At 32.5% G+C, this 21,662-nt stretch carries 16 protein-coding genes; 5 read left to right on the top strand and 11 right to left on the bottom strand.

All coding sequences use genetic code 11. The features are described from left to right. Positions 1–596: 596 nt before the first annotated feature. Positions 597–2,000 (top strand): dihydrolipoyl dehydrogenase, encoded by a 1,404-nt coding sequence (lpdA, locus tag IW20_RS23745; protein ID WP_035628567.1) that lies wholly within the window; start codon positions 597–599, stop codon positions 1,998–2,000. A 181-nt stretch (positions 2,001–2,181) separates the two neighbouring features. On the opposite strand, the gene IW20_RS23740 is transcribed toward lpdA, so the two are convergent. Beyond that, entirely contained in the window at positions 2,182–2,559 is a 378-nt protein-coding gene (locus IW20_RS23740; RefSeq protein WP_035628564.1) for a DoxX family membrane protein, read from the bottom strand. 190 nt (positions 2,560–2,749) lie between these two features. Next, on the bottom strand, positions 2,750–3,652 hold the full coding sequence (locus IW20_RS23735; RefSeq protein ID WP_035628562.1) for a DUF4349 domain-containing protein: 903 nt from the start codon (positions 3,650–3,652) through the stop codon (positions 2,750–2,752). Between the two features lie 210 nt (positions 3,653–3,862). Between IW20_RS23735 and IW20_RS23730 the strand changes: the two genes are divergently transcribed. The 3 genes from IW20_RS23730 (at position 3,863) to IW20_RS23720 (ending at position 8,638) form a co-directional block, all read left to right on the top strand. After that, positions 3,863–5,149 (top strand): anthranilate synthase component I family protein, encoded by a 1,287-nt coding sequence (locus IW20_RS23730; protein ID WP_035628576.1) that lies wholly within the window; start codon positions 3,863–3,865, stop codon positions 5,147–5,149. A gap of 76 nt (positions 5,150–5,225) precedes the next feature. After that, positions 5,226–6,533, top strand: a complete 1,308-nt coding sequence (gene tilS / locus IW20_RS23725; protein ID WP_035628561.1) for a tRNA lysidine(34) synthetase TilS — start codon at positions 5,226–5,228, stop codon at positions 6,531–6,533. Continuing rightward, entirely contained in the window at positions 6,533–8,638 is a 2,106-nt protein-coding gene (locus IW20_RS23720; RefSeq protein ID WP_051886154.1) for a protein-disulfide reductase DsbD family protein, read from the top strand. Before tilS ends, IW20_RS23720 begins: the two co-directional genes overlap by 1 nt. Positions 8,639–8,721: 83 nt before the next feature. Here IW20_RS23720 and IW20_RS23715 read toward each other — a convergent pair whose 3' ends face one another. The 5 genes from IW20_RS23715 to IW20_RS23695 form a co-directional block, all read right to left on the bottom strand. After that, a complete protein-coding gene (locus IW20_RS23715) occupies positions 8,722–10,038 on the bottom strand; it encodes an ammonium transporter (RefSeq protein WP_035628558.1) in 1,317 nt (438 codons plus the stop codon). Between the two features lie 368 nt (positions 10,039–10,406). Then, positions 10,407–11,714, bottom strand: a complete 1,308-nt coding sequence (locus IW20_RS23710) for an amidohydrolase family protein (protein WP_035628556.1) — start codon at positions 11,712–11,714, stop codon at positions 10,407–10,409. Between the two features lie 34 nt (positions 11,715–11,748). After that, entirely contained in the window at positions 11,749–14,736 is a 2,988-nt protein-coding gene (locus IW20_RS23705) for an amidohydrolase family protein (protein ID WP_035628554.1), read from the bottom strand. Between the two features lie 205 nt (positions 14,737–14,941). Beyond that, complete coding sequence (locus IW20_RS23700; RefSeq protein ID WP_165571473.1) at positions 14,942–16,225, bottom strand: S41 family peptidase; 1,284 nt, start codon at positions 16,223–16,225, stop codon at positions 14,942–14,944. Between the two features lie 234 nt (positions 16,226–16,459). Beyond that, positions 16,460–17,173, bottom strand: a complete 714-nt coding sequence (locus IW20_RS23695; RefSeq protein WP_035628553.1) for an exonuclease/endonuclease/phosphatase family protein — start codon at positions 17,171–17,173, stop codon at positions 16,460–16,462. A gap of 303 nt (positions 17,174–17,476) precedes the next feature. On the opposite strand from IW20_RS23695, the gene IW20_RS23690 reads away from it, so the two are divergent. Continuing rightward, positions 17,477–17,884 carry a RidA family protein gene (locus IW20_RS23690; protein ID WP_035628551.1) on the top strand — a complete coding sequence of 136 codons (408 nt, stop codon included), beginning with the start codon at positions 17,477–17,479 and terminating at the stop codon, positions 17,882–17,884. Positions 17,885–18,044: 160 nt separating this feature from the next. Here the strand turns inward: IW20_RS23690 and IW20_RS23685 are convergent, their stop codons facing one another. From IW20_RS23685 to IW20_RS23670, 4 genes are all read right to left on the bottom strand, one after another. Continuing rightward, positions 18,045–18,419 carry a DUF2255 family protein gene (locus IW20_RS23685; protein WP_035628549.1) on the bottom strand — a complete coding sequence of 125 codons (375 nt, stop codon included), beginning with the start codon at positions 18,417–18,419 and terminating at the stop codon, positions 18,045–18,047. A 169-nt stretch (positions 18,420–18,588) separates the two neighbouring features. Then, positions 18,589–19,662, bottom strand: coding sequence for an alanine/ornithine racemase family PLP-dependent enzyme (locus IW20_RS23680; protein ID WP_035628569.1), 1,074 nt, complete (start codon positions 19,660–19,662; stop codon positions 18,589–18,591). Positions 19,663–19,903: 241 nt separating this feature from the next. Further along, entirely contained in the window at positions 19,904–20,338 is a 435-nt protein-coding gene (locus IW20_RS23675) for a GNAT family N-acetyltransferase (RefSeq protein ID WP_035628547.1), read from the bottom strand. 587 nt (positions 20,339–20,925) lie between these two features. Beyond that, complete coding sequence (locus IW20_RS23670; RefSeq protein WP_035628545.1) at positions 20,926–21,525, bottom strand: HD domain-containing protein; 600 nt, start codon at positions 21,523–21,525, stop codon at positions 20,926–20,928. Positions 21,526–21,662 lie beyond the last annotated feature (137 nt).

The following is a 21,662-nucleotide window of genomic DNA, read 5'->3' as shown; positions in this document are numbered from 1 at the left end:
TGAAGGCGTTAAGATTCAAAGGTTTTGCTTTGCGCCTCAGCGTCTTTGCGAGAAACATCACAATCTTGTCAGGTTGAGCGGAGTCGAAACCCCGTCAAAAAGGACACGCCCATGGTAGATGCATTGTCGACACGCACTGTAGAGGCGCACCGCAGTGCGTCTCCGCAATATGGGTTTATCCATATTATAACCCCAATCTTGTCACCCTGAGGAACGAAGGGTCTTCACAAGAGACTAACACAAACTTGTCATAAATTGGCGAGCTACTCGCGGAGACCCTTCGTTCCTCAGGGTGACAAGATTGAGAGAAAAGGTTTTGAGAAAAAAAGATGATTAAGAGTATTTACTCTACACTTTGCGTCTTCGCGTCTTTGCGAGAGACATTTAAATAATTCTGCGAGATTATTTTTTTTAATTCAAAAAACAACAATCTGCATTTTCTGCTAAAACTGAGAGAAAATTTAACATTTTTATGTATTTATTACAATAAGTTTTCCATACTTCAAGAAATCCTGAGAAAAAACTCAAACTTTAAACTTCAAACAAAACTTAATTCCTTAATTTTGTATCGCTAAAAAATAAAAAATCAAAATACTATGAGTTCATTTGACGTAGTCATTATAGGTTCAGGTCCCGGCGGATATGTTTCGGCAATTCGTTGCGCACAATTAGGTTTCAAAACAGCTATAATCGAAAAGTACAATTCACTTGGAGGAACATGCTTAAATGTAGGATGTATCCCTTCAAAAGCATTATTGTCATCTTCACACCATTATGCAGAAATCAAACATTTTGCAGATCACGGAATTGAAGTTTCAGGAGATGTAAAAATCAATTTAGAGAAAATGATTGCTCGCAAACAAGCGGTTGTAGACCAAACTGTTGGTGGGATTAATTATTTAATGGATAAAAATAAAATCACTGTTTTTAATGGACTAGGTTCATTTGTAGATGCTACACATATAGCAGTTGCAAAAGAAGATGGAACATCAGAAACTATCGAAGCAAAATATACTGTTATTGCAACAGGATCAAAACCTTCGTCTTTACCTTTTATCAAAATTGATAAAGAAAGAATCATTACTTCTACAGAAGCATTAGCATTAAAAGAAGTTCCAAAACACCTTGTTATTATTGGTGGTGGAGTTATCGGAATCGAGCTTGGGCAAGTTTACCTACGTTTAGGAGCGCAAGTTTCGGTAGTAGAATTCATGGACAGAATTATTCCAGGAATGGATGGTTCATTGTCTAAAGAATTAACTAAAGTATTGAAAAAACAAGGAATGAAATTCTATGTTTCTCACAAAGTAAAATCAGTAGAAAGAAACGGCGATGCAGTTGTAGTTCAAGCTGAAAATGCAAAAGGAGAAACAATCACTTTAGAAGGAGATTATTCATTAGTTTCTGTAGGGCGTCGTCCTTACACAGACGGATTAAATGCTGATAAAGCTGGGGTAAAAATTTCAGACAGAGGACAAGTTGAAGTAAATGACCATTTACAAACAAACGTACCTAACATCTACGCAATTGGAGATGTCGTTCGTGGAGCAATGTTAGCACACAAAGCAGAAGAAGAAGGAACAATGGTTGCTGAAATCTTAGCAGGACAAAAACCACATATCGATTATAACCTAATTCCAGGAGTAGTTTATACTTGGCCAGAAGTTGCAGCTGTAGGACAAACAGAAGAGCAATTAAAAACTTCGGGAGTAGAGTTTAAATCAGGAAGTTTTCCTTTTAAAGCATTAGGACGTGCAAGAGCAAGTGGAGATTTAGACGGATTTGTAAAAATTCTTGCTGATGCTAAAACTGATGAGGTTCTTGGAGTACACATGATTGGAGCACGTACTGCCGATTTAATCGCAGAAGCTGTAACAGCAATGGAATTTAAAGCATCTGCTGAAGATATTTCAAGAATGAGTCATGCGCATCCAACTTTTGCAGAAGCAATAAAAGAAGCTGCATTGGCTGCAACAGATAACAGAGCATTACACGTATAAAACGTTTAGGTTTGTAGAGACGCAGTGCGTCTAACTAGCAAATTATACCAAAATAAAAACCCGACGATTAATAATTAATCGTCGGGTTTTTTTATGAATGTACTGTAGTGTACAGTTAGTTATTCTGTAGAGACGCACCGCAGTGCGTCTAAATAGTAGTGCGTTTAAAACAATGAATGTATTACGCAGTAAAAACTGTTTTGTAGTTATCCCAATATCTGTAAATTAAAAATAGATTACCTAGAAACAACAAAATTGCAATAGGTAAGGTATCAGGAGACATGAAATAATTAATAAATAAGATGTTTATAGTAATAGGTAAAATCAAGATGTTGGCAAGTGTTACATAACGGCCAATTACAAAAGCAATTCCGCAAACTAGCTCTACAGATTTTGCTAAAGGCATTAAGTATGTCGAAGCGACAAGTCCCGAGTTAAAGGCCTTAAAGTTATCGTTTGCTGCAGGTTCTGCCGGCATAAGGTGGAAGAAAAAGCTGATTGATGCAAAAAGCAATAAAAGACCAATTAATGTTCGAATAATAATAGTGGCGATTTTCATGATATAGATGATTTTTATAGGTTAAAAATTAAAATTTCTGATATAAAATAATCTTCTTTTAAATAATTAAAAAACGATCTTAATTATTAATTTATTATGAATTGTACAGGTTATTATTGGTTGTTTTAGGATTTGTTTAATGCTATATCAAATATAATGATTTTTAAGCTATAAATAAATACATGATTTCTTATATTTTAGACTGATTTTTAACATATTTTCTATAAAGGAAAAAACCACCAGCACCAATTAAAAGAAATGGCCAAAGATTAATGAAAAACACGATTATACCTTGTAATATATACCAACCACTTTTTAAGGCATCAACGATTTCGATACCAATATTTGGTTTGTAAGTGTTATTATCTTTGCTAGGAACTACTTCTTGTTTTAAAGATTGGTTTTGGTACAATTGCAGCGTAATAGTACTAAAATTTATCTGATCGTTTAAAGATAGCCTTTCAATTTTACTAGAATCGTTTTGTTCTTTTTGAGCTGCAAGAGTATTTTCAGCTTCCATAACATCGTTTATTTTCTTGCCTTTAGTGTCAATAGCATTCTCAATTCTTTTATTGTTTTCAGCAGTTCTGTTTTGAGCAAGTTGGTTCGAAAGCAATTTTAAAGAAACATCATCGGCTTTGATAACTCGGTAATCCAGAAATTCTATCTGCTTGGCAATAGTCTTTATAACCGTATCGAGTTGAGTGTTAGGAACACGAATAGTAATGTCGTTTATTACCGAATATTTAGTAGTTTGCAAAGTGCTGTCTTGGCTCATTTTAGTTTGAATTTCGTCAAGAACAGTACTTTGTAAATTAGTGTAAGTAACAAAACCTCCAAATTTTACCGTTGCGTTTTCAATTGCATAAGTAGATTTTGCTACATTTTTAACCTTAAACTTTATATCGGCGGTTCGAATAAATTTATGATTACTATCTTTCTTTTCGACAGCTGCCGACGAAGAAACGATATCGGTTGTACTAGTCGATGATTCTGTAGCAGCATCTTCTTGGTATGAATCTGCTTTTTTACAGGAGAATAATAGTGCGATGATTACTACTGTAGTCATGCCGAATTTTGCAATTGTTTTCATGGGTAAATGGTATAATTATAAATTAATAAATAGGTTACTTAATAGGATATTTTTCTTTAAAAGGGTAAAAGTACTTTTGTCTCAATAATCGTATCAATTTTTTAAAATGGTTATAAAGTGGTGTAATAAAAAGCGTGCCAATATTTTTTGAGATAACATTATCGAAGGAATTTTTTTGTCGTAATTTTGACGGATAAAAAAAATAATTTTTTGAGAGTTTCAATTCACAAGCATATTTCAAATCCTGCGGCCTTTAAACAGCAACTTTTAGTTTGGGCACAACAACACCGAGAAGTTGTTTTTATGGATAGTAATTTGTATCCACAAGAATATTCAAGTTTCGATTGTTTGCTGGCTGTCGATGCCTTTACATCTATAAAAACCGATTTCCATAACGCATTCGAGGATTTAAAACAATACCAACAAACGACCAAAGATTGGCTTTTTGGCTATCTTACCTATGATCTAAAAAATGATATCGAAGAATTACAATCTACTAATTTTGATGGATTAGAATTTCCTGATTTATTTTTCTTTCAGCCTAAAAAAATATTTTTATTAAAAGGCGATCAACTCGAAATTCAATATTTATTGATGTGTGATGATGAGGTCGAAGAAGATTATAATGAGATTGTCGAAAGTCGAAAGGGAGATGAGAAAAGTCAAACAGAACTTCTTATCAATCAAAGAATATCTAAAGAAGATTATATCTCTAAAGTTAATTCGGTTCTGGAACATATTCATCGTGGAGATATTTATGAAGCAAATTTTTGCATGGAATTTTATGCAGAAAACGCAATGATAAATCCATTAGATAAGTTCGAAAAACTGAATGAAATATCGCAAGCACCACTAACAGTTTTCTTTAAAAATCATAAACAGTTTTTATTATCGGCTTCGCCAGAAAGATACATTCGAAAAATAGGAGATCAGATAATTTCGCAACCTATCAAGGGAACGTCAAAACGATTCGAAGATAAAATAGAAGACGAGAATTCTAAGAATCAGCTAGAAGCAGATCCAAAAGAACGCGCTGAAAATATCATGATAACCGACTTGGTTCGAAATGATTTATCGCATACCGCTCAAAAAGGTTCGGTAGAAGTCGTAGAGCTATGCAAGATTTATTCATTTTTGCAAGTGCATCAGATGATTTCGACAATTACCTCAAGGCTTGATCCTCAATATTCACCAATTGATGTATTAAAAACAACTTTCCCAATGGGAAGCATGACTGGAGCACCAAAGATTTCGGTAATGAATATAATTGATAAGCTAGAAGAAACCAAACGAGGATTGTATAGTGGAGCAGTAGGTTATTTTACTCCAGAGGGCGATTTTGATTTTAATGTCGTAATCCGAAGTATTATATACAATCAAGAAAAAGAATATGTTTCCTTTTCAGTTGGTAGCGCCATTACATCACAATCGGTTCCCGAAAAAGAATACGAAGAGTGTTTGCTCAAGGCAAAAGCCATGCAGCAAGTATTGCAATAACAAACAAATCTATTTTTTGTATTTTTAACCAGTTGATTTATAAAACCAAATCACAATAAAAGACGTAAATTAAAATATGCTCCTAAAATTTAAAAATCATATCACACAAACATTTCCTTTTCTCGAAAAAAAGAAATTGTTGCTAGCTACAAGCGGAGGTTTGGATAGTATGGTTATGGCACATTTATTTGCTCAGTTAGATTATGATTTTGCAATTGCACATTGCAATTTTCAGTTGCGAGGTTTAGAAAGTTTTGGAGATCAGGAATTTGTTAGTACAGCTGCCGATAATTTAAAACGTCAATTTTTTATCACGCAGTTTGATACCGAAGCTTTCGCAAAAGATTACAAGCTATCAACACAGGTTGCAGCACGAGAACTACGATACAATTGGTTCTACGAACTTTTAGAGACGGAAGGTTATGATTATATTTTAACTGCACATCATGCTGATGATAATCTAGAAACCTTTATAATTAATTTAAGCCGAGGAACAGGATTAGACGGATTAATTGGGATTCCTGAGCAAAATGAATCACTTATTCGTCCGTTATTACCGTTTTCGAGAGAAGAGATAAAACAATATGCCGAAGATAATGCTATCAAATGGCGAGAGGATAGTAGTAACGCATCCAATAAATATTTACGAAATAAAATTCGTCATGATTTAGTTCCAGTTTTAAAAGAAATAAATCCTAATTTTTTAGCCGCTTTCCAGAAAACACAGGAGTTCTTGCAAGAAGCGCAAATTATGGTCGAGGATGCTTCGATTATGATTTACCAGCAAGTTGCAAAAGAAATTGGCGATGAAATTCATTTTGATTTAAATCAGTTAAAACGATTAACAAATTATAAATCATACTTATACCAATGGCTCAAAGAATATGAATTTTCGGCTTGGGATGATATTTATGAATTGGTTGAGAGTCAGTCTGGAAAGCAAATATTTGCATCAGAATATAGATTATTGAAGGATAGAACAACCTTAATTTTAAGTCCAATTCCCGAAATTCAGCAAGAAGAGTTTTACATAGAAATCAACGATAAAGAAGTTAATTTTCCCTTAAAATTGAAGCTTTGTAACGTAGGTCACATAACAATAGATTCAAATAAAGCTATATTTGTGGACGCCGATAAAATCAGGTTTCCTTTACTATTGCGAAAGAGGAATGAAGGTGATGTTTTTCATCCATTTGGAATGAATGGAAAATCTAAAAAAGTAAGTAAACTTTTTAAAGATGAAAAATTATCCTTGATTGAGAAAGAAAACACATGGATTTTGTGTTCGGATAACCAAATTGTTTGGGTTGTAGGAATCAGACAAGATGAGCGTTTTAAAATAGAAAATACTACAAACAAGATACTTAAAATAGAATTACAATAATGAAATCAAACCATTACCCGCAAGCTTTATTATCAAAAAAAATCTGGAATAATTCGATTGTGTTTTTGTTGCTTTTCTTCTTTGCTTTTGCAAATGGAAATGCGCAAATCTTAGAGCCAGTAAAATGGACTTCTAAAATTGAAAAGAAATCTGGAAACAATTTTGTTCTGATTTTTGATGGAGTTATTGAAAAAGACTGGCATTTGTATTCACAATTTACTCCAGATGGAGGGCCGCTTCCGCTAGAAATTTCATTTAAAAATCAAAAAGGCAACTATAATTTAGTTGGTAAAGCCAAAGAAGGTAAAACCAGAACAGCATTTAACGATGTTTTTGGGGTTAACGAAACTTTCTTTGAAGGGAAAGCACATATCGAACAAGAAATAACAATTACAAATCCTAGCGTAAAAACAATCGAGATAGAATTCGATTTTCAGGTTTGTAAAGAGGTTTGTATCAATTTAAATAAAAAGTTTTCTATCGCGCTTCCAGCTAATTTTAAAATGGATGCCGATGCTGCAGCAACTGCTATTGTTAAGGCAGATGAGGTAGTTGTAGATCCTGTAGATGCTTTGGCAGTAGATACTACAAAGGCTATTGTAGGAACTAAAGCTTTAGAAAAAACAAATAATAATGCTGATGTAGATTCATCTACTTCAGACACATCCGCACCAGCTGCACCAAGAAGTTTATTTTCTATATTCTTTATTGCATTCTTATCTGGTTTTGCAGCATTGCTTACGCCATGTGTGTTCCCAATGATTCCTATGACTGTTAGTTTCTTTACAAAACAAAGCAAAAGCAGAGCAAAAGGAATTAGAAATGCTATTATTTATGGATTCTCAATTATTGCAATTTATGTAATATTAGGTCTTATTGTTACTAAAGTATTTGGTGCAGATGCTCTGAATGCACTATCTACAGATGTTTGGTTTAACTTAATATTCTTTGTTATATTAATAATTTTTGCAACTTCATTTTTGGGAGCTTTTGAAATTATGTTGCCAAATTCTTGGGCAAATAAAGCAGATCAGCAAGCAGATAGAGGTGGACTAATCGGAATATTATTCATGGCTTTGGCATTGGCAATTGTATCTTTTTCTTGTACAGGACCAATCGTTGGAACTTTATTAGTTGAGGCTGCTTCAAACGGTGGAATTGCTCCAGTAGTAGGAATGTTAGGTTTTTCATTGGCATTAGCCTTACCATTTATGTTATTTGCAATGTTCCCAGGATGGTTAAATTCATTACCAAAATCGGGAGGATGGTTAAATACAGTAAAAGTTGTTTTAGGATTCTTAGAGTTAGCTTTAGCATTCAAATTTTTATCTAATGCCGATTTAGTTTTACAATTACATTTACTAGAAAGAGAAGTTTTCATAGCAATCTGGATTGCGATTTTTGGAGCTTTAACATTATATTTATTCGGCAAAATTACATTGCCACACGATAGTCCTTTAGGACATATCTCGGTAGGTCGATTGTATTTAGGTTTACTTACGCTTGTGTTTACAGTGTATTTAATTCCAGGACTTTGGGGAGCGCCTTTAAAATTAATTAGTGCTTTCCCACCGCCACCACAATATAGCGAAAGTCCGTTTGGAGTAGGAGGGTCAAGTGGTTCAAACCTTGGTTCAGAAAAAGGGTTGCCTGATGGGGCTGAATTAGGACCACACGGAATCATGGTTTTTCATGATTACGAAGATGGAGTAGCGTTTGCTAAATCAATCAACAAACCAATCATGCTCGATTTTACAGGTTATGCTTGTGTAAATTGTAGAAAAATGGAAAACAATGTTTGGTCTGACGAAAGAATATTGCCAATCCTAAAAAATGATGTTGTGCTTATTTCTTTGTATGTTGATGATAAACGTGAATTACCTGCCGATGAGCAATATGTAACAGCTGCAGGAGATAAGATTATTACAGTGGGTGATAAGTGGACTGATTTTATGATTTCTAAATATAAAACCAATACGCAACCTCTGTATATCATAACCGATTTAGAAGGTAAGAATCTAAATAATTCAAAACCAACAATTAGTTATGTTGGAGCAGATGAATATTTGAAATGGTTAAAAGACGGAATTTCAAATTTCAAATAAATAATTAAAAAGACCAATCCGAAAGATTGGTCTTTTTGTTTCTTGTAATATGAAGATGCTTTGAGGTTTATCTCAAGGCTTTTTTATAAAAATTCTCCGTGTTGAGAGATATCCAAACCTAATTCTTCTTTTTCTTCTGTTACTCTTAGTGGAGTGATTTTGTTAACAATAAAGAAAAGAATATAAGAGCCTACAAAAGCAAAAACAGATACGATTATCATTGCTATTAATTGGTTTGTAAATAATGTTGAGGTTCCAAAAATAAGCCCTTGATTATCTCCAACTGCTGGATTGATAGCTTTAGATGCAAAAACACCTGTTAGTAACATTCCTACCATACCACCTACACCGTGACAGGCAAAAACATCTAATGCATCATCAATTTTTCCTTTAGGAAATTTGCCTACAACAAGATTACTCACAATAGCGGCAAATGCACCTATAAAGATTGCGTGAGGAATACTTACGAATCCAGCTGCAGGTGTAATAGCAACAAGGCCTACAACAGCTCCAATACAAGCACCAAGCGCCGATAATTTATGTCCTAAAATTTTATCAAGAAATACCCAAGCCATTGCTGCAGCAGCTGCGGCAACTGTTGTTGTTCCTAAGGCTTGTACTGCTAAACCATTTGCTCCTAATGCTGAGCCTGCATTAAACCCAAACCATCCAAACCATAATAATGCGGTTCCTAGTAATACATAAGTAATACGAGCAGGATTTACTTTTTGAACTTTTCTTTTTCCTAAAAATATGGCTCCTGCCAATGCCGCCCAACCTGCACTCATGTGTACGACTGTTCCTCCAGCAAAATCAAGTACGCCCATCTTAAAGAAAATACCTTTAGGATGCCAGGTCATATGTGCCAAAGGAGAGTATATAAATAATATGAATAAAACCATGAATAATAAGTATGCCCAAAAACGAACACGCTCTGCAAATGCTCCTGTTATAAGTGCAGGTGTTATAATGGCAAATTTTGCCTGAAATAATGCAAATAGCATAAACGGAATAGTAGGAGCAAGACTCCATGCAGTGTTAGTGCCTACACCTTGAAAAAATAAATTTGAAGTTGGATCGCCTATAATTCCTTTTATCGATGGACCAAAGGCTAACCCGAAGGCAACAACAACCCATAATATTGTTACTATTACCATTGCCATAAAACTTTGTAGCATGGTACTAATTACGTTTTTCTTGCCAACCATACCTCCGTAAAAGAAACCTAAGCCGGGAGTCATTAGTAATACAAAAGCTGTTGCAACAATCATCCAGGCAGTATCGCCAGTATCAAACTTTACAGTTTCGGTAGGATTTGGGTTATCAGACAAGATAAAATTAGAGAGGAAGGTTAATACCAAAATCGTGATAAGAATCACCGTTAAAATAATTTTTCGCATAGTTGGTTAGTTTTAAATTTTAAATAAAAATATAAAATGATTTAATACCCCTTAAAAAAATGATATTTAGTGTTTGATTTTTATTGAATTTGTATTTTGACCCCTATAATTTTATGGGTAATAATTAAAAAATATGCTAAAATTGGTTTTTGTAAATGACTAATTTTTATTTATGCTGAGTTTGTTGTTTACGATTTAATCAAAATTGTAAGTTTTGTTTTATGACGTGATAAGTAATTTATTGATTGTAGCATCTAAGTATTTTATAAAATGTATTTAATAAAAAAAGACCTAAATGAATTGCTCATTTAGGTCTTTTTGGTTTTGCTATAAATAATTTATAGTATCAGTATAATTTTATAGTGCGTTTATTTTTGATTGTATTTCTCTTTGTATTTTTTATTCAATTTAGTCTGATGTGTTTCCAAACTAATCATTCTTCCTTGTATAAAAGCATTGGTAAGTTTGTTAGTTCTCATATCCAGTGCATCACCTTCGGATATGAATAAAGTAGCATCTTTTCCCGTTTCCAGAGTTCCACAAAGCTCATCTATGCTTAATAATTTTGCGGTATTAGATGTTATTAACTGCAACGCTTGTTCTTTATTCAGACCAAAAGCAGCACAGGTTCCTGCTAAGAATGGTAAGTTTCTTGTGCTCATACGTTCCATTTCTCCACTGTTTTCAAGACCTACAACAATACCTTTGTCGGTTAATATTTTTGCCATTTTATAAGGCAAATTAACATCTTGGTCATCGCTTTGTGGCATATCATGTACGCGCCTTAATAGTACTCCGATATTGTTTTTTTGTAACAAATCAGCAATTTTATAAGCTTCATATCCGCCTACAAGAACTACTTTTTTTATTCCGTTATCGCGAGTTAATTGTATCGCATCAATGATTTGTTTTTCTTCATCGGCATGAATAAACAAAGTTTGAGTTCCATCAAAAAGACCTTTTGTAGATTCAAAGATTAAGTTTCTTTCTTTAGAAGGTGCTCCAAAATAAGCTTTCGAATTAATTAAAAAAGCATTGATTTCTTCAATTTGTTTGGCATAATCTTTATTAGCTTCGATAGGACCTGGCTCAAACCAAGAGCCACTTCTTTTAAAACTAGGAGGGAAATTAAGATGAATTCCGTCATTTTCTTTTATCAAGGCATCTTGCCAGCTCCAAGAATCTAATTGTACTATAGATGAGGTTCCCGAAATTCTCCCACCACGAGGTGTAATTTGAGCAATCAAAATTCCGTTAGGGCGTAAAGTTTCAATAACTTTAGAATTAGCATTATAGGCAACAATACTTCTTACATTAGGATTATAATCTCCTATTTCTTCTTGATCATCAGATGGTTTTACGGCATCAATCTCTACAAGTCCTAATGTTGAGTTTGGAGCAATAAATCCTGGATATACGTGTTTTCCGCTTGCATCTATCGTAGTATCGTAAGCGTTTGCTGCCAATCTGATTGTTTTAGAATCGGCAACTAATGTTATTTTTCCGTCTTTAAACCCGATAGCACTATTCTCAATCACCGTTCCGTTACCTAAATGTGCGGTAGCATTTAGTATTAAAACCGATTTTGTTTGTTTTGGTGCAGGTGTTTCTTGTGCTATTATATGTATTGGTATGCAAAATGCCAATAGTAAAATATATATGTTTTTGCTTATCATAAGTTCTTTATTTTCTATTTGTGAATCTTTGGTTTTATTGCTCTAAAGTATCACAGTGATATTCTTTTTTCTCTTTCTTTTTAGGCTCTTGCGTACTTGCTCCTTTATTTTTTTCTTGTAGCAATTGGCTAATAAGTTCACTTCTTTCTTTAGTTATAGCCAATTCTTGTTCCGTTTCTTTAGAGATGTCATAATATACTACGCCTTCAATAATTGTTTTTTCAGCTTTAGCATAAATAGATAAAGGGTTGGTACTCCATAATACAACATCGGCATCTTTTCCTATTTTTACACTTCCTACTTTATCATCTATGTGTAATAATTTTGCAGGATTGAGCGTAACAAATTTCCAAGCATCTTCTTCAGATATATTACCATATTTTACTGCTTTGGCAGCTTCCTGATTTAATCTTCTAGACATTTCGGCATCATCAGAGTTATATGCAACTACAATTCCTTCGTTATGCATAATAGGCCCATTAAAAGGAATAGCATCGTTTACCTCAAATTTATATGCCCACCAATCAGAAAAAGTAGAAGCTCCCACACCGTGTTCTTTCATCTTATCGGCTACTTTATAACCTTCTAGAATATGCGTGAAAGTATTTACTCTAAAATTGAATTTTTCAGTAACATTCATCAACATCAAAATCTCCGATTCTATATAAGAGTGGCAAGTAATAAAACGTTCTTTGTTTATGATTTCGGCAATTGTTTGTAATTCTAAATCTACTCTTGGAGCTTTTTCTTTTTTAGAACCCGAGTTGTATTTTTTCCAAGTTGCATCATATTCCTTTGCACGTTGGAAATAATCTGTAAAAACTTGTTCTACACCCATTCTTGTCTGAGGGAAACGAGTAGGATTATTGATTCCCCAATTAGATTGTTTTACGTTTTCGCCTAGAGCAAATTTGATAAACTTAGGCTGATTTTTGTATAACATTTCTTCTGCAGGTTGTCCCCATTTCCATTTTACAATTGCCGAACGTCCGCCAATAGGATTTGCAGAACCATGTAGTAATTGAGAGATCGTAACTCCACCGGCCAAATCCCTGTAAATATTTATATCCTCAGGATTTACAACATCTTCTATAGTTACTTCGGCACTAGAGTTATGACCTCCTTCATTTACACCATTGGATATAGCGATATGAGAATGTTCATCTATAATTCCGCTAGTAAGATGTTTTCCTTTAGCATCAATAACAGTTGCCGATGCATCAGATAAATTTTTTCCTATTGCAGCTATTTTTCCGTTCTTAATTAAGACATCAGTTTCTTCAAGAATTCCTTCCTTTTCATTAGTCCAAACAGTAGCGTTTTTTAATAATAAAGTCTGTGCCGTTAATTTTTTAGAATTTCCAAAAGCTGTGTTTGGGAAAGTAACTGGCATTATCGGGTTTAGTTTTTCTGGTTTTACAGAATCTTTCACAGCTACAAAAGGCGAAGTTTTTACAGCTGTCCATTGTACTTCATTACCATCAGATAAAACTGCTTTTCCAGAAAGTTTTTGAGTGTTTTCTATAAGTCCTGTTAATCGTGTGTAAGCGGTTTTAGTCGTATCATTAGACTTAATTAATAACGAAACCCAATTGTTAGAAACCGAAAATGTAGCATTTGCTTTTTTTGCATCGGCAGTTGTAACCTCCGATTTTGGAGCAGTAACAGTTCCGTCAATTTTCCATTTATATGTGTTTGTGTCAATTGTTAAATCATAATTTCCACGAATATCTTTTGTATTAACATCGTTTACAATATACTTGCTTCCCTGAACCCAGTTTTCGTATAAAACAGTTTTCTCATCAAATATTTCGCCAGATGTAATTACAAAATTGGCATAACTACCATTTTTTAAAGTTCCTATTTCATTGCTTTTTCCTAATATGCTGGCTGGAATAGTTGTTAATGCTTCCAGAGCTTTTGTTTTATCAAAACCATATTTAATTGCTTTTATTAAATTGGTTCTAAAATCTTCGGTTTTCTTTAATTTGTCAGTTGTCAAAGCAAAAACAATTCCGTTATCCGAAAGAACTTTTAAGTTAGTTGGCGCTTGATTCCAAAAACGTAAATCGGCTAATTCTAATTGATTTGATTGGTACGGATTTGAAACATCATACGCTTCAGGAAAATTTATTGGGATAATAAATGAAGCATTTGTCTTTTTGATTTCTTCAATTCTTTCAAACTCATTTCCAGAACCTTTCAAAACATAATTTAATCCAAATTCTTTGGCAATTTTGGCTGCTCTCAAACTGTTTAGTTTATCTTCTGTCGTAAATATTTGTGTCAATTTTTCGTTACTAGCCAAGGCTTCTAATGATAAATCTTTGGTAGTCGAATTACCTTTTTTATACCAATCCAGATCCAAATACATTTGACGTAGTAAAGCCATCATTCCCATTAAAGAACTTGGATAAGACTGATTAGTTGTGGCGCTTCTCGTAAAAGCAAAATGATTTGTTGCTTTGCTAGACAGAATTCGAGTACTATTTTCGTTATTGTTTAAAGCAATTAAAACACCAGTTCCGCGAGCAATCCCGTCTGGAATATGAGTTCCAACAACTCCAAAACCTGCTTTTAATAATTCTTCGGCTTTAGGCTGATCATATTTAAAACTTTCGTAGGCGTTTACTTCCGAGCGAATACTTTCATTCCAGTAATATCCAGCTCTTTTGGTATCGTACAAAGGGTTACGTCCTCCTGGATTATTTTTTGGTTTTTCGACCCCAAAAGCGGTGTAGATATCTATAAAAGAAGGATAAATTGTTTTTCCTTCCAGATTAATCGTAATACTATTTTTAGGAATAGTGATATTGTTTCCTGCACCAACTACTTTTCCGTCTTGAATAAGTAAAGTACCTTTCTCGATTTTTTGTGTTGGAGTAACATAAATTGTTGCATTAGTAAAAACCGTATAATTATTGTTTTTGTTGTGAATGCTTTCATTATTCGGGAAATAATCTTGAGCGTACGTTTTTGTTAAAAAAGTGCTCAAAAAAAGTAATAGTAAGGCTTTTTTCATAGATAAATAGACTAATTTTTCATAAAAATAGCAAATATTAATATTTAAGCAAGTTTTATGATTGAAATTAATTTTATTTATTGAAACATGCAGAAGAAAGGGAATAATTGATGATTTTGCCGACGAAATTAAAACAGGGAATTATAAAATAATTTGCATTATTCTATAATTCCCTGTTTGTATGATTTAAATTATGTGGTAAAAATTATTTTCCTTTTAAGACGCTTTCATAGCGATTTTTTAATCCATCAAGATAAGGAGCTTTAATTTCTGTAGCAATTTCTACGGCTTTTTTTAGAGCTACTATAGCATTATTCTTCTTTCCGTTTTGTTCAAGAACATCACCATATTTTAAAAAAGCAATTGGCGATTTAGGATGCAACTCAGAATTGCTCTTTAAGATAGATTCGGCAATAAAAGGTTTGTTTTTTGTGTATTGAGAAGCTAATGCATCGATATCATCCTCTTTGTATAAATTAGACCCTGCTAAATTTTTTACAACATTAAAAATTTGCTGATCCATTTTAGCCAAATCAGTTTCGTTAACAGGTTTTGTTTGTTGATTAATTGTTGCCTGTAGTTCCAGATAAAGATTTTTAGATTCAGCAGCTTTTTTATTTCTATAATCAAATGCTGTTTTTTGTGCCAATTCCACCGCTTTATCATAAGCCATATCGGGAGTTGTTTTATACTCTGGAATTACACCAACACCTTCCCAGTTTGTCTTTGTTATTGGGTTTATTCCTGTTCCGTTAGGAACAAACATTTCTAACCGATTGTTAATATCGAAAACCTCTCCAGGATTAGCTCCGCCACCAGTTGTTTCACCAATTATTGTTGCTCTTTTCTGGGTTTGCATATTGTAGCTAAACTCTTCAGCTCCCGAAAAAGTTTTTGGACTAGTAATAATAAACAAAGGAACATCGACCATTTTCTTGCCTTTTACCTCTTTTACCCAAAATTCCTCGGTATAGTTATCTTTCCTAAAATATAAAGTGTTTAACAGTATTGGGTCTTTAAAAAAATAACTGCAAAAATATTGAACAGTTTTTGGGCTACCACCGCCATTGCCTCTTAAATCAATAATAATAGCATCGGCATTTTCTAACAAGTACATGTAAGAATCAATTGTTTGGTCAGTTTCGTGTATGAAATTATTGTATTTAATATATCCGACATTACTATCAATTAGTTTGACTTCTCTAAAACCATTTGCGCGTTTGCGATTTTCGGTATAATTATGCAGATAAATTTCATAAGAATCTTTATCTACCTCTTTTTTCTCATCAACAGGAGGGATAAATTTAGGCCAGATTCCAAGATGCTTGTCATTATTAATAAATCTAACTTCTTTTGTTAATGCTACTGCAAAAGAATCTAATAAATCATATTTCTTGAATTTACCTTCTTTATAGGCGTTTTTTAAATGGTTCCCAATTAATTTGGCTTTATCAGGGAATATGTAATTTTTTTGCAATAGAGAATCCATTTTTAAAACGGTTTCTTTTTTAAATTTCTCTGTTATTGTTTTTTGTTGACCGCTTACATTTACTACGAAAGTAAAGGATAGGATTAGAAAAAAGATAAACTTGTTTTTTGAAGATTTAAGTGGTTTGTTCATAATTACTCAGGGGAGATTAATTAATAATGTTTTTTGTTTTTTGATTTGATAGTGATTGATTTATAGTTAATTGTGATGGTTTTTGCCAAACGAATATAAGAATTAAAAAGCAAATTCAATGATTAAAGGTTTGTGGTCACTATATTTTGACCAATCTTTGTAAGTTCCAATTTCTACATTTTTTAAGATGCTTATAAAATAGGATGAAGCGAAGCAATAATCTACATGATAAGGTTTGTTTTCATGACGATATAAGTATAAAGTGGGATGGTCTTCTTTTCCTTGTATTTGGTTATGGAATTTATGATAAGTGCTAAAAATATTTTTGGATTCCAACTTGTTTACAACTGTAGAGTGATTTCCTATGCGACGTGGTTTATCCCAAATTGTATTGCTATTGAAATCACCTATTAAAATAATTTTGCTTTCGGATAAAAGCTCTTCGTAATAATTTATTGCTTTCCATACCTGAGTAACATATTGCCCATCTTTATCTTCAGGATTATTGGCCCAAATGGCGAACAAAATAAAATCTACTTTTCCACCTGTAACGGATATTGGCAAAATATTTTTGAAATCTGAATTATGACATTCTAGTAATTTGAATTTGTATTCACTATAAGAAAAGATTCCAAGTCCTTTATGTTGATTTTTTCCATACCATATACTATCTGTTGGTATTAGATGTTCAGTCGTGAAATTTAATTTTTCAGGATTTTCACATTCCGGAATTATTAAAATGTCTGGGTTATATGCTAAAATGAATTCAACTTTTTTTCGGAAAGCCATATTACAATTCCAAGTTATAATTTTCATTGTTATTTAGGTTTCGTTAAAGTTTTCTGCAATAAAAATCATTGCTAATATATAATTTTATTGCAAATCATTTATAAATAATAAGTTAGTCTCTTTTTATTATTTATTATTGAAGTTATTATAATGAAAATGACTTTTTTATTAATAATAAATCAGCGGGAAGTATTGATTTTTATGGCAATGTAACAAGTTAAATATTTCAAAATTGGAAGTAGATTTATAATCGCATCTTTTAAATTTGTTAAGCTCGAAATTATTTGAGAAATAAAAGTTGTCAAAATTTAATAATTATTAGAAACAAAAATGAACGAAAACAATAAGATAAAAGCAGTAACAAGATCAAATCCAAGTACATTATCAGCGCCAGTTGGTAATTATTCTCATGTTACGAAGATATCTGGTAATGCAGATATTTATACTTTTTCTGGTCAAATAGGTACAAGCAAAGAAGGAGATTTACCAGATAATTTTAACGAACAAGTAGCGAATACTTTTCAGAATATAAAAGCTGTTCTAGATAGTCAGGAATTAGTAGCCGACGATGTTATAAAAGTAAATATCTGGGCAACACAAGAAATAGATTGGGATGCTTTTTATGGAGTGTGGAATGCATTTTTTGGAGAAGTATATCCATCAATGACCGTAGGATATATTTCGGCATTGGGATTACCAGAAATTAAATTAGAAATCGAAATCTGGGCTGCAAAATAAAAGTACGCTCAAAAGAATTATTTGATTCTGCGAAATTATTTTAACCATATAAGAAATGTAAGTAAACATAAGTACGCTAATTAGTGTAAAACTTAAATGAGCTTATATTTTTTATATGGTTAACTTTTTTATAATCTAGATAATCGAATTGAATGGTGATTTAGAAAGCTATAAATTCCATAGTTTTAGCAATATGTTCCTCTTTAATTATTCCGTGTGCGTAATAAGAATTACTACCTGAGTCATATTTTTTTAAGTAGGCTTCGTTTATTTTTTTGTTGAGTAACTTAATATCTTGTGGTATAACAGCAGATATTTTAATAACTCTTTCTCCACATTTTATTTCTCCTCCAGCATCTTTCAGGAATGTGTTGTACCAACTTTTTTCAGCAAAACCCCATGATCTTGCAAATATTCTATTATCAATAGTGACCATCCATATATTAAGAAAATTTGGTCTTTCATTTCCAGCTTTTATGCCAATAAGGTTGTTGTTCTCAATAAAATGGATTGTTTCAGTGTCAAAGTTTTTCATATTATCTTGCTAAAATTATATTTAATTTTTAAAAGTAAATTAAAGTATTTGTCTACAGATATTTAGCAACATATTATAGAATCATATTATTTATGGATAGTATAATGTGATTAAATGATTTGATTCTGAATGTATATTTTTATTATAAATTATTTTAAAAAAGAACAATCTACTCTATAGTTTTCTCGATATAATCGGAGTTTAAGAGGTATAATGCACCCATGTATTTAATGGTAAATGATACTAAATCACCAATTTTGTATTTCTTTTTAGACTTAGAAATATCTATTACCAGCATATCCGAACTGGCATCGACAATGGTTATTTCGGCATCATCAGATTCTAAATATTGCGGTTGCATATCTAGTAAACCAATATCTAGAATTGCGCGTAACGAAGTACCGCCAAAATCTTCGGTATCATTCATAGAAAAAGTATTTCCTGCTACATTTTCGCCTAATTCTCCTGTTGGAATATCTGGTTTCTCGGTTATTTCGATAATCTCTGTATAAAGCTTGAAAACATCGTTGTGCATACCTTCGATAGTTTCTCCCGTAAACAAATCTTTTCCAAAAAATAATGCTTCGCCAATCCTAAAATGGTTAACCTCCATTGGTCTTGCATTCTTTATAATTAGAGGCAATGCGACTGAAGTTCCACCCGAAACCCACGGAATACTAATATTAAATTTGGCCTCGATAAGTTGTTTGTATAAACTTAACTGAATCAGTTTATCTTGTGTTGGCATTACGCCACTTAAGCAATTAAGGTTTGTACCAATACCAAGAATTTCGATATTAGGTAGACTTAAAACCTTACCGTAAAATTCAACTAAATCTTCGCCCATCACACCTTCACGTAAGTCGCCCATTTCAATCATAATAATGATTTTATGGATTTTATTTTGTTTCTGCGCTTCGGTGGAAAGCATTTGTATCGTATAAATCTCGGTGTTAAAACTAACATCGGCATATTTTACAATACTTGCGATACTACGTTTTGCGGGAGGTTTAATATATACGGTTTGAATGTTTGGATCTAATGCTTTAATTTTTCTTAGGTTACTAACTCGTGAATCATGAATTTCGGTAACGCCCAAAGCAATTATTTCCTTGAGGTATATTTTGTTACCGCACAAAAGCTTTGATACAACACCCCATTTTATATTTTTGGAAATGAAAATGTTGTTTAGAAAAGTATAATTCTCCTCTAGTTTTTTGCGGTATAATTTGATGAATGCCATTGCGTTCTTTTCTTTTTTATTTGAATTAATAGTAAAACTTAAAGCGCTAGTTGTAATCGTTTTTAACACATAGAAACATAGAATTTTTTAACTAAAAAAAGACGTTTCACTTGTTTATAATGCAGATAGCTATACTATGTGAAAGAAATATATTTCTTGTTGATTTCTTATTGAATACTTGAAATCTATGTTTCTATGTGTTAAAAAAAGTATGAATTTCGTTTATTTAGCGAGTTGAGGTTTATTTAATCAAACGCATTTCTAGGTATTTATTTGTAAAACCTAGTTTCTCGTATAGAATTTTGGCTGGATTGTCTGGCTCAACATGTAAGGCAATATTTCCTTCGGCAACATCTATTACTTTTTGCATTAGTTTCTTTCCGTAACCTTTTCCTCTTTGGCTTTTGTCGACTGCGATATATACCAATATGTTTTCGGGAATATAATCTTTCATTCCTGTATTGTTTAAGACACACGCTCCTACAATATTTTCCTCTTCTAAAGCGAGGACAATTTTTCCGCCTTTTGCAGGATTCATTGTGTATGCGATAGCTTTGAGGATATCTTCGATTGTATCGCCATATTGTTCCAGATGTGTATGCAGAAATTTAGCGATTAATTCATTAGTAAATGTTTTATCCTCTCCTTGTTCAGGAGTAATTATTTTGAATTCCATTTTGTTATTCTTTTAGATTATTTGAGCCTTGTGATGAAATTTTTTCGATAAGGCAAAAGATGCAATATGAATTGCAAATTGATATGATTTTTTAGTCTGATTCCTGATAGGTAAAATAACATTTGGTAAATGAGCAAATGAAATTTTTGACTAAAAACGTGATAGATATTTTCGCAATTTAAGGATAAATAACCGAAAATGGGCTAAAAGAACCCGCTTATTTTATTTTAGACAAATAGTAAGCAGGTTAATTTTATTGATTTTATGAGGGAGAAATAGGGGATTAACCGCAAATTTTGCAAAGGTTTAAAATCCGTTTAATTCTTTAATTTGTGTGGGGAATTAACCGCAGAGTTGGCTAAGATTTACACAAAGACCGCAAAGTTTTCAACCTTTGAACCTTTGTAACTATGACCCTCTGTACCTTCTTTGAATTAACCGCAGAGTTCGAAAAGGGCTACGCAAAGAACACAAAGTTTATCTCGCTATGGCAAAAAAATAAGAGATTAAACTTCATTAAAACAAAGCTTAATCTTCCTTAATCTCTTAATGGTAAAAAAACTTTTAATGTATCACCAAGACAAAACTTAATTTTTCTTTTTCGTAAGAATTCCTTTTTCGACACTTTCGTTAATTAAATCCTCGGCATAATTCCAGATTGTATCAGAACCTTCTTTAATGACTTTTTTCTTATCGTAGACTTTCTCATAATCTACATTAAACTCCTTCCAGGTTCCTCCGTTATTGGATGTGTTTTGCAAAAGAGGTTCGAATCGATCCATCGATTTTGCAAATTTGGCTTCATTAGTTAATCCAGCTTCAAATTCTTCCCAAATTGCAATAAACTCTTGAGCTTGTTCTTTTGGCAAAAGCCCAAAAATTCGCTCAGCTGCAATACGTTCTTCATCGGTATTATCGTGACTTTTTACAGTATCATAAATAAAAGTATCACCAGCATCAATCTCTACAATGTCGTGTATCAAAACCATTTTAAGAACTTTAAGAACATCAATAGGCACATTCGAATGTTCGGCTAATACAATTGTCATCATTGCCAAATGCCAGCTATGTTCAGCGTCATTTTCGTTTCTGTCGCTGTTGAATAATTTAGTCTTACGCTGAATGTATTTTACTTTATCAATCTCTTTTATGAAATTTACTTGTTTTAATAAACTATCAGTTTGCATCTTGGTATTTTTTAAGTTGTGTAATGATAACAAAGTTATTAAAATCAGAGATAGGAGAGTGTTGATTATTTAAATCTAATCATTTTTCATTTTATGATAGATACATTAAAGTGTTTTTATTATAATTATATAAAGAG

The sequence above is a fragment of the Flavobacterium hydatis genome, from assembly GCF_000737695.1.
In the GTDB taxonomy this organism is placed as follows: Bacteria; Bacteroidota; Bacteroidia; order Flavobacteriales; family Flavobacteriaceae; genus Flavobacterium; species Flavobacterium hydatis.
This window is presented reverse-complemented; position numbering and strand designations above follow the sequence as displayed.

Coding starts and splice junctions, on each gene's coding strand:
- lpdA (WP_035628567.1), top strand. CDS start 597: ATGAGTTCATTTGACGTAGTCATTATAGGTTCAGGTCCCGGCGGATAT.
- IW20_RS23700 (WP_165571473.1), bottom strand. CDS start 16,225: ATGGATTCTCTATTGCAAAAAAATTACATATTCCCTGATAAAGCCAAA.
- IW20_RS23685 (WP_035628549.1), bottom strand. CDS start 18,419: ATGAAAAACTTTGACACTGAAACAATCCATTTTATTGAGAACAACAAC.
- IW20_RS23740 (WP_035628564.1), bottom strand. CDS start 2,559: ATGAAAATCGCCACTATTATTATTCGAACATTAATTGGTCTTTTATTG.
- IW20_RS23715 (WP_035628558.1), bottom strand. CDS start 10,038: ATGCGAAAAATTATTTTAACGGTGATTCTTATCACGATTTTGGTATTA.
- IW20_RS23735 (WP_035628562.1), bottom strand. CDS start 3,652: ATGAAAACAATTGCAAAATTCGGCATGACTACAGTAGTAATCATCGCA.
- tilS (WP_035628561.1), top strand. CDS start 5,226: ATGCTCCTAAAATTTAAAAATCATATCACACAAACATTTCCTTTTCTC.
- IW20_RS23710 (WP_035628556.1), bottom strand. CDS start 11,714: ATGATAAGCAAAAACATATATATTTTACTATTGGCATTTTGCATACCA.
- IW20_RS23690 (WP_035628551.1), top strand. CDS start 17,477: ATGAACGAAAACAATAAGATAAAAGCAGTAACAAGATCAAATCCAAGT.
- IW20_RS23675 (WP_035628547.1), bottom strand. CDS start 20,338: ATGGAATTCAAAATAATTACTCCTGAACAAGGAGAGGATAAAACATTT.
- IW20_RS23680 (WP_035628569.1), bottom strand. CDS start 19,662: ATGGCATTCATCAAATTATACCGCAAAAAACTAGAGGAGAATTATACT.
- IW20_RS23705 (WP_035628554.1), bottom strand. CDS start 14,736: ATGAAAAAAGCCTTACTATTACTTTTTTTGAGCACTTTTTTAACAAAA.
- IW20_RS23670 (WP_035628545.1), bottom strand. CDS start 21,525: ATGCAAACTGATAGTTTATTAAAACAAGTAAATTTCATAAAAGAGATT.
- IW20_RS23695 (WP_035628553.1), bottom strand. CDS start 17,173: ATGAAAATTATAACTTGGAATTGTAATATGGCTTTCCGAAAAAAAGTT.
- IW20_RS23720 (WP_051886154.1), top strand. CDS start 6,533: ATGAAATCAAACCATTACCCGCAAGCTTTATTATCAAAAAAAATCTGG.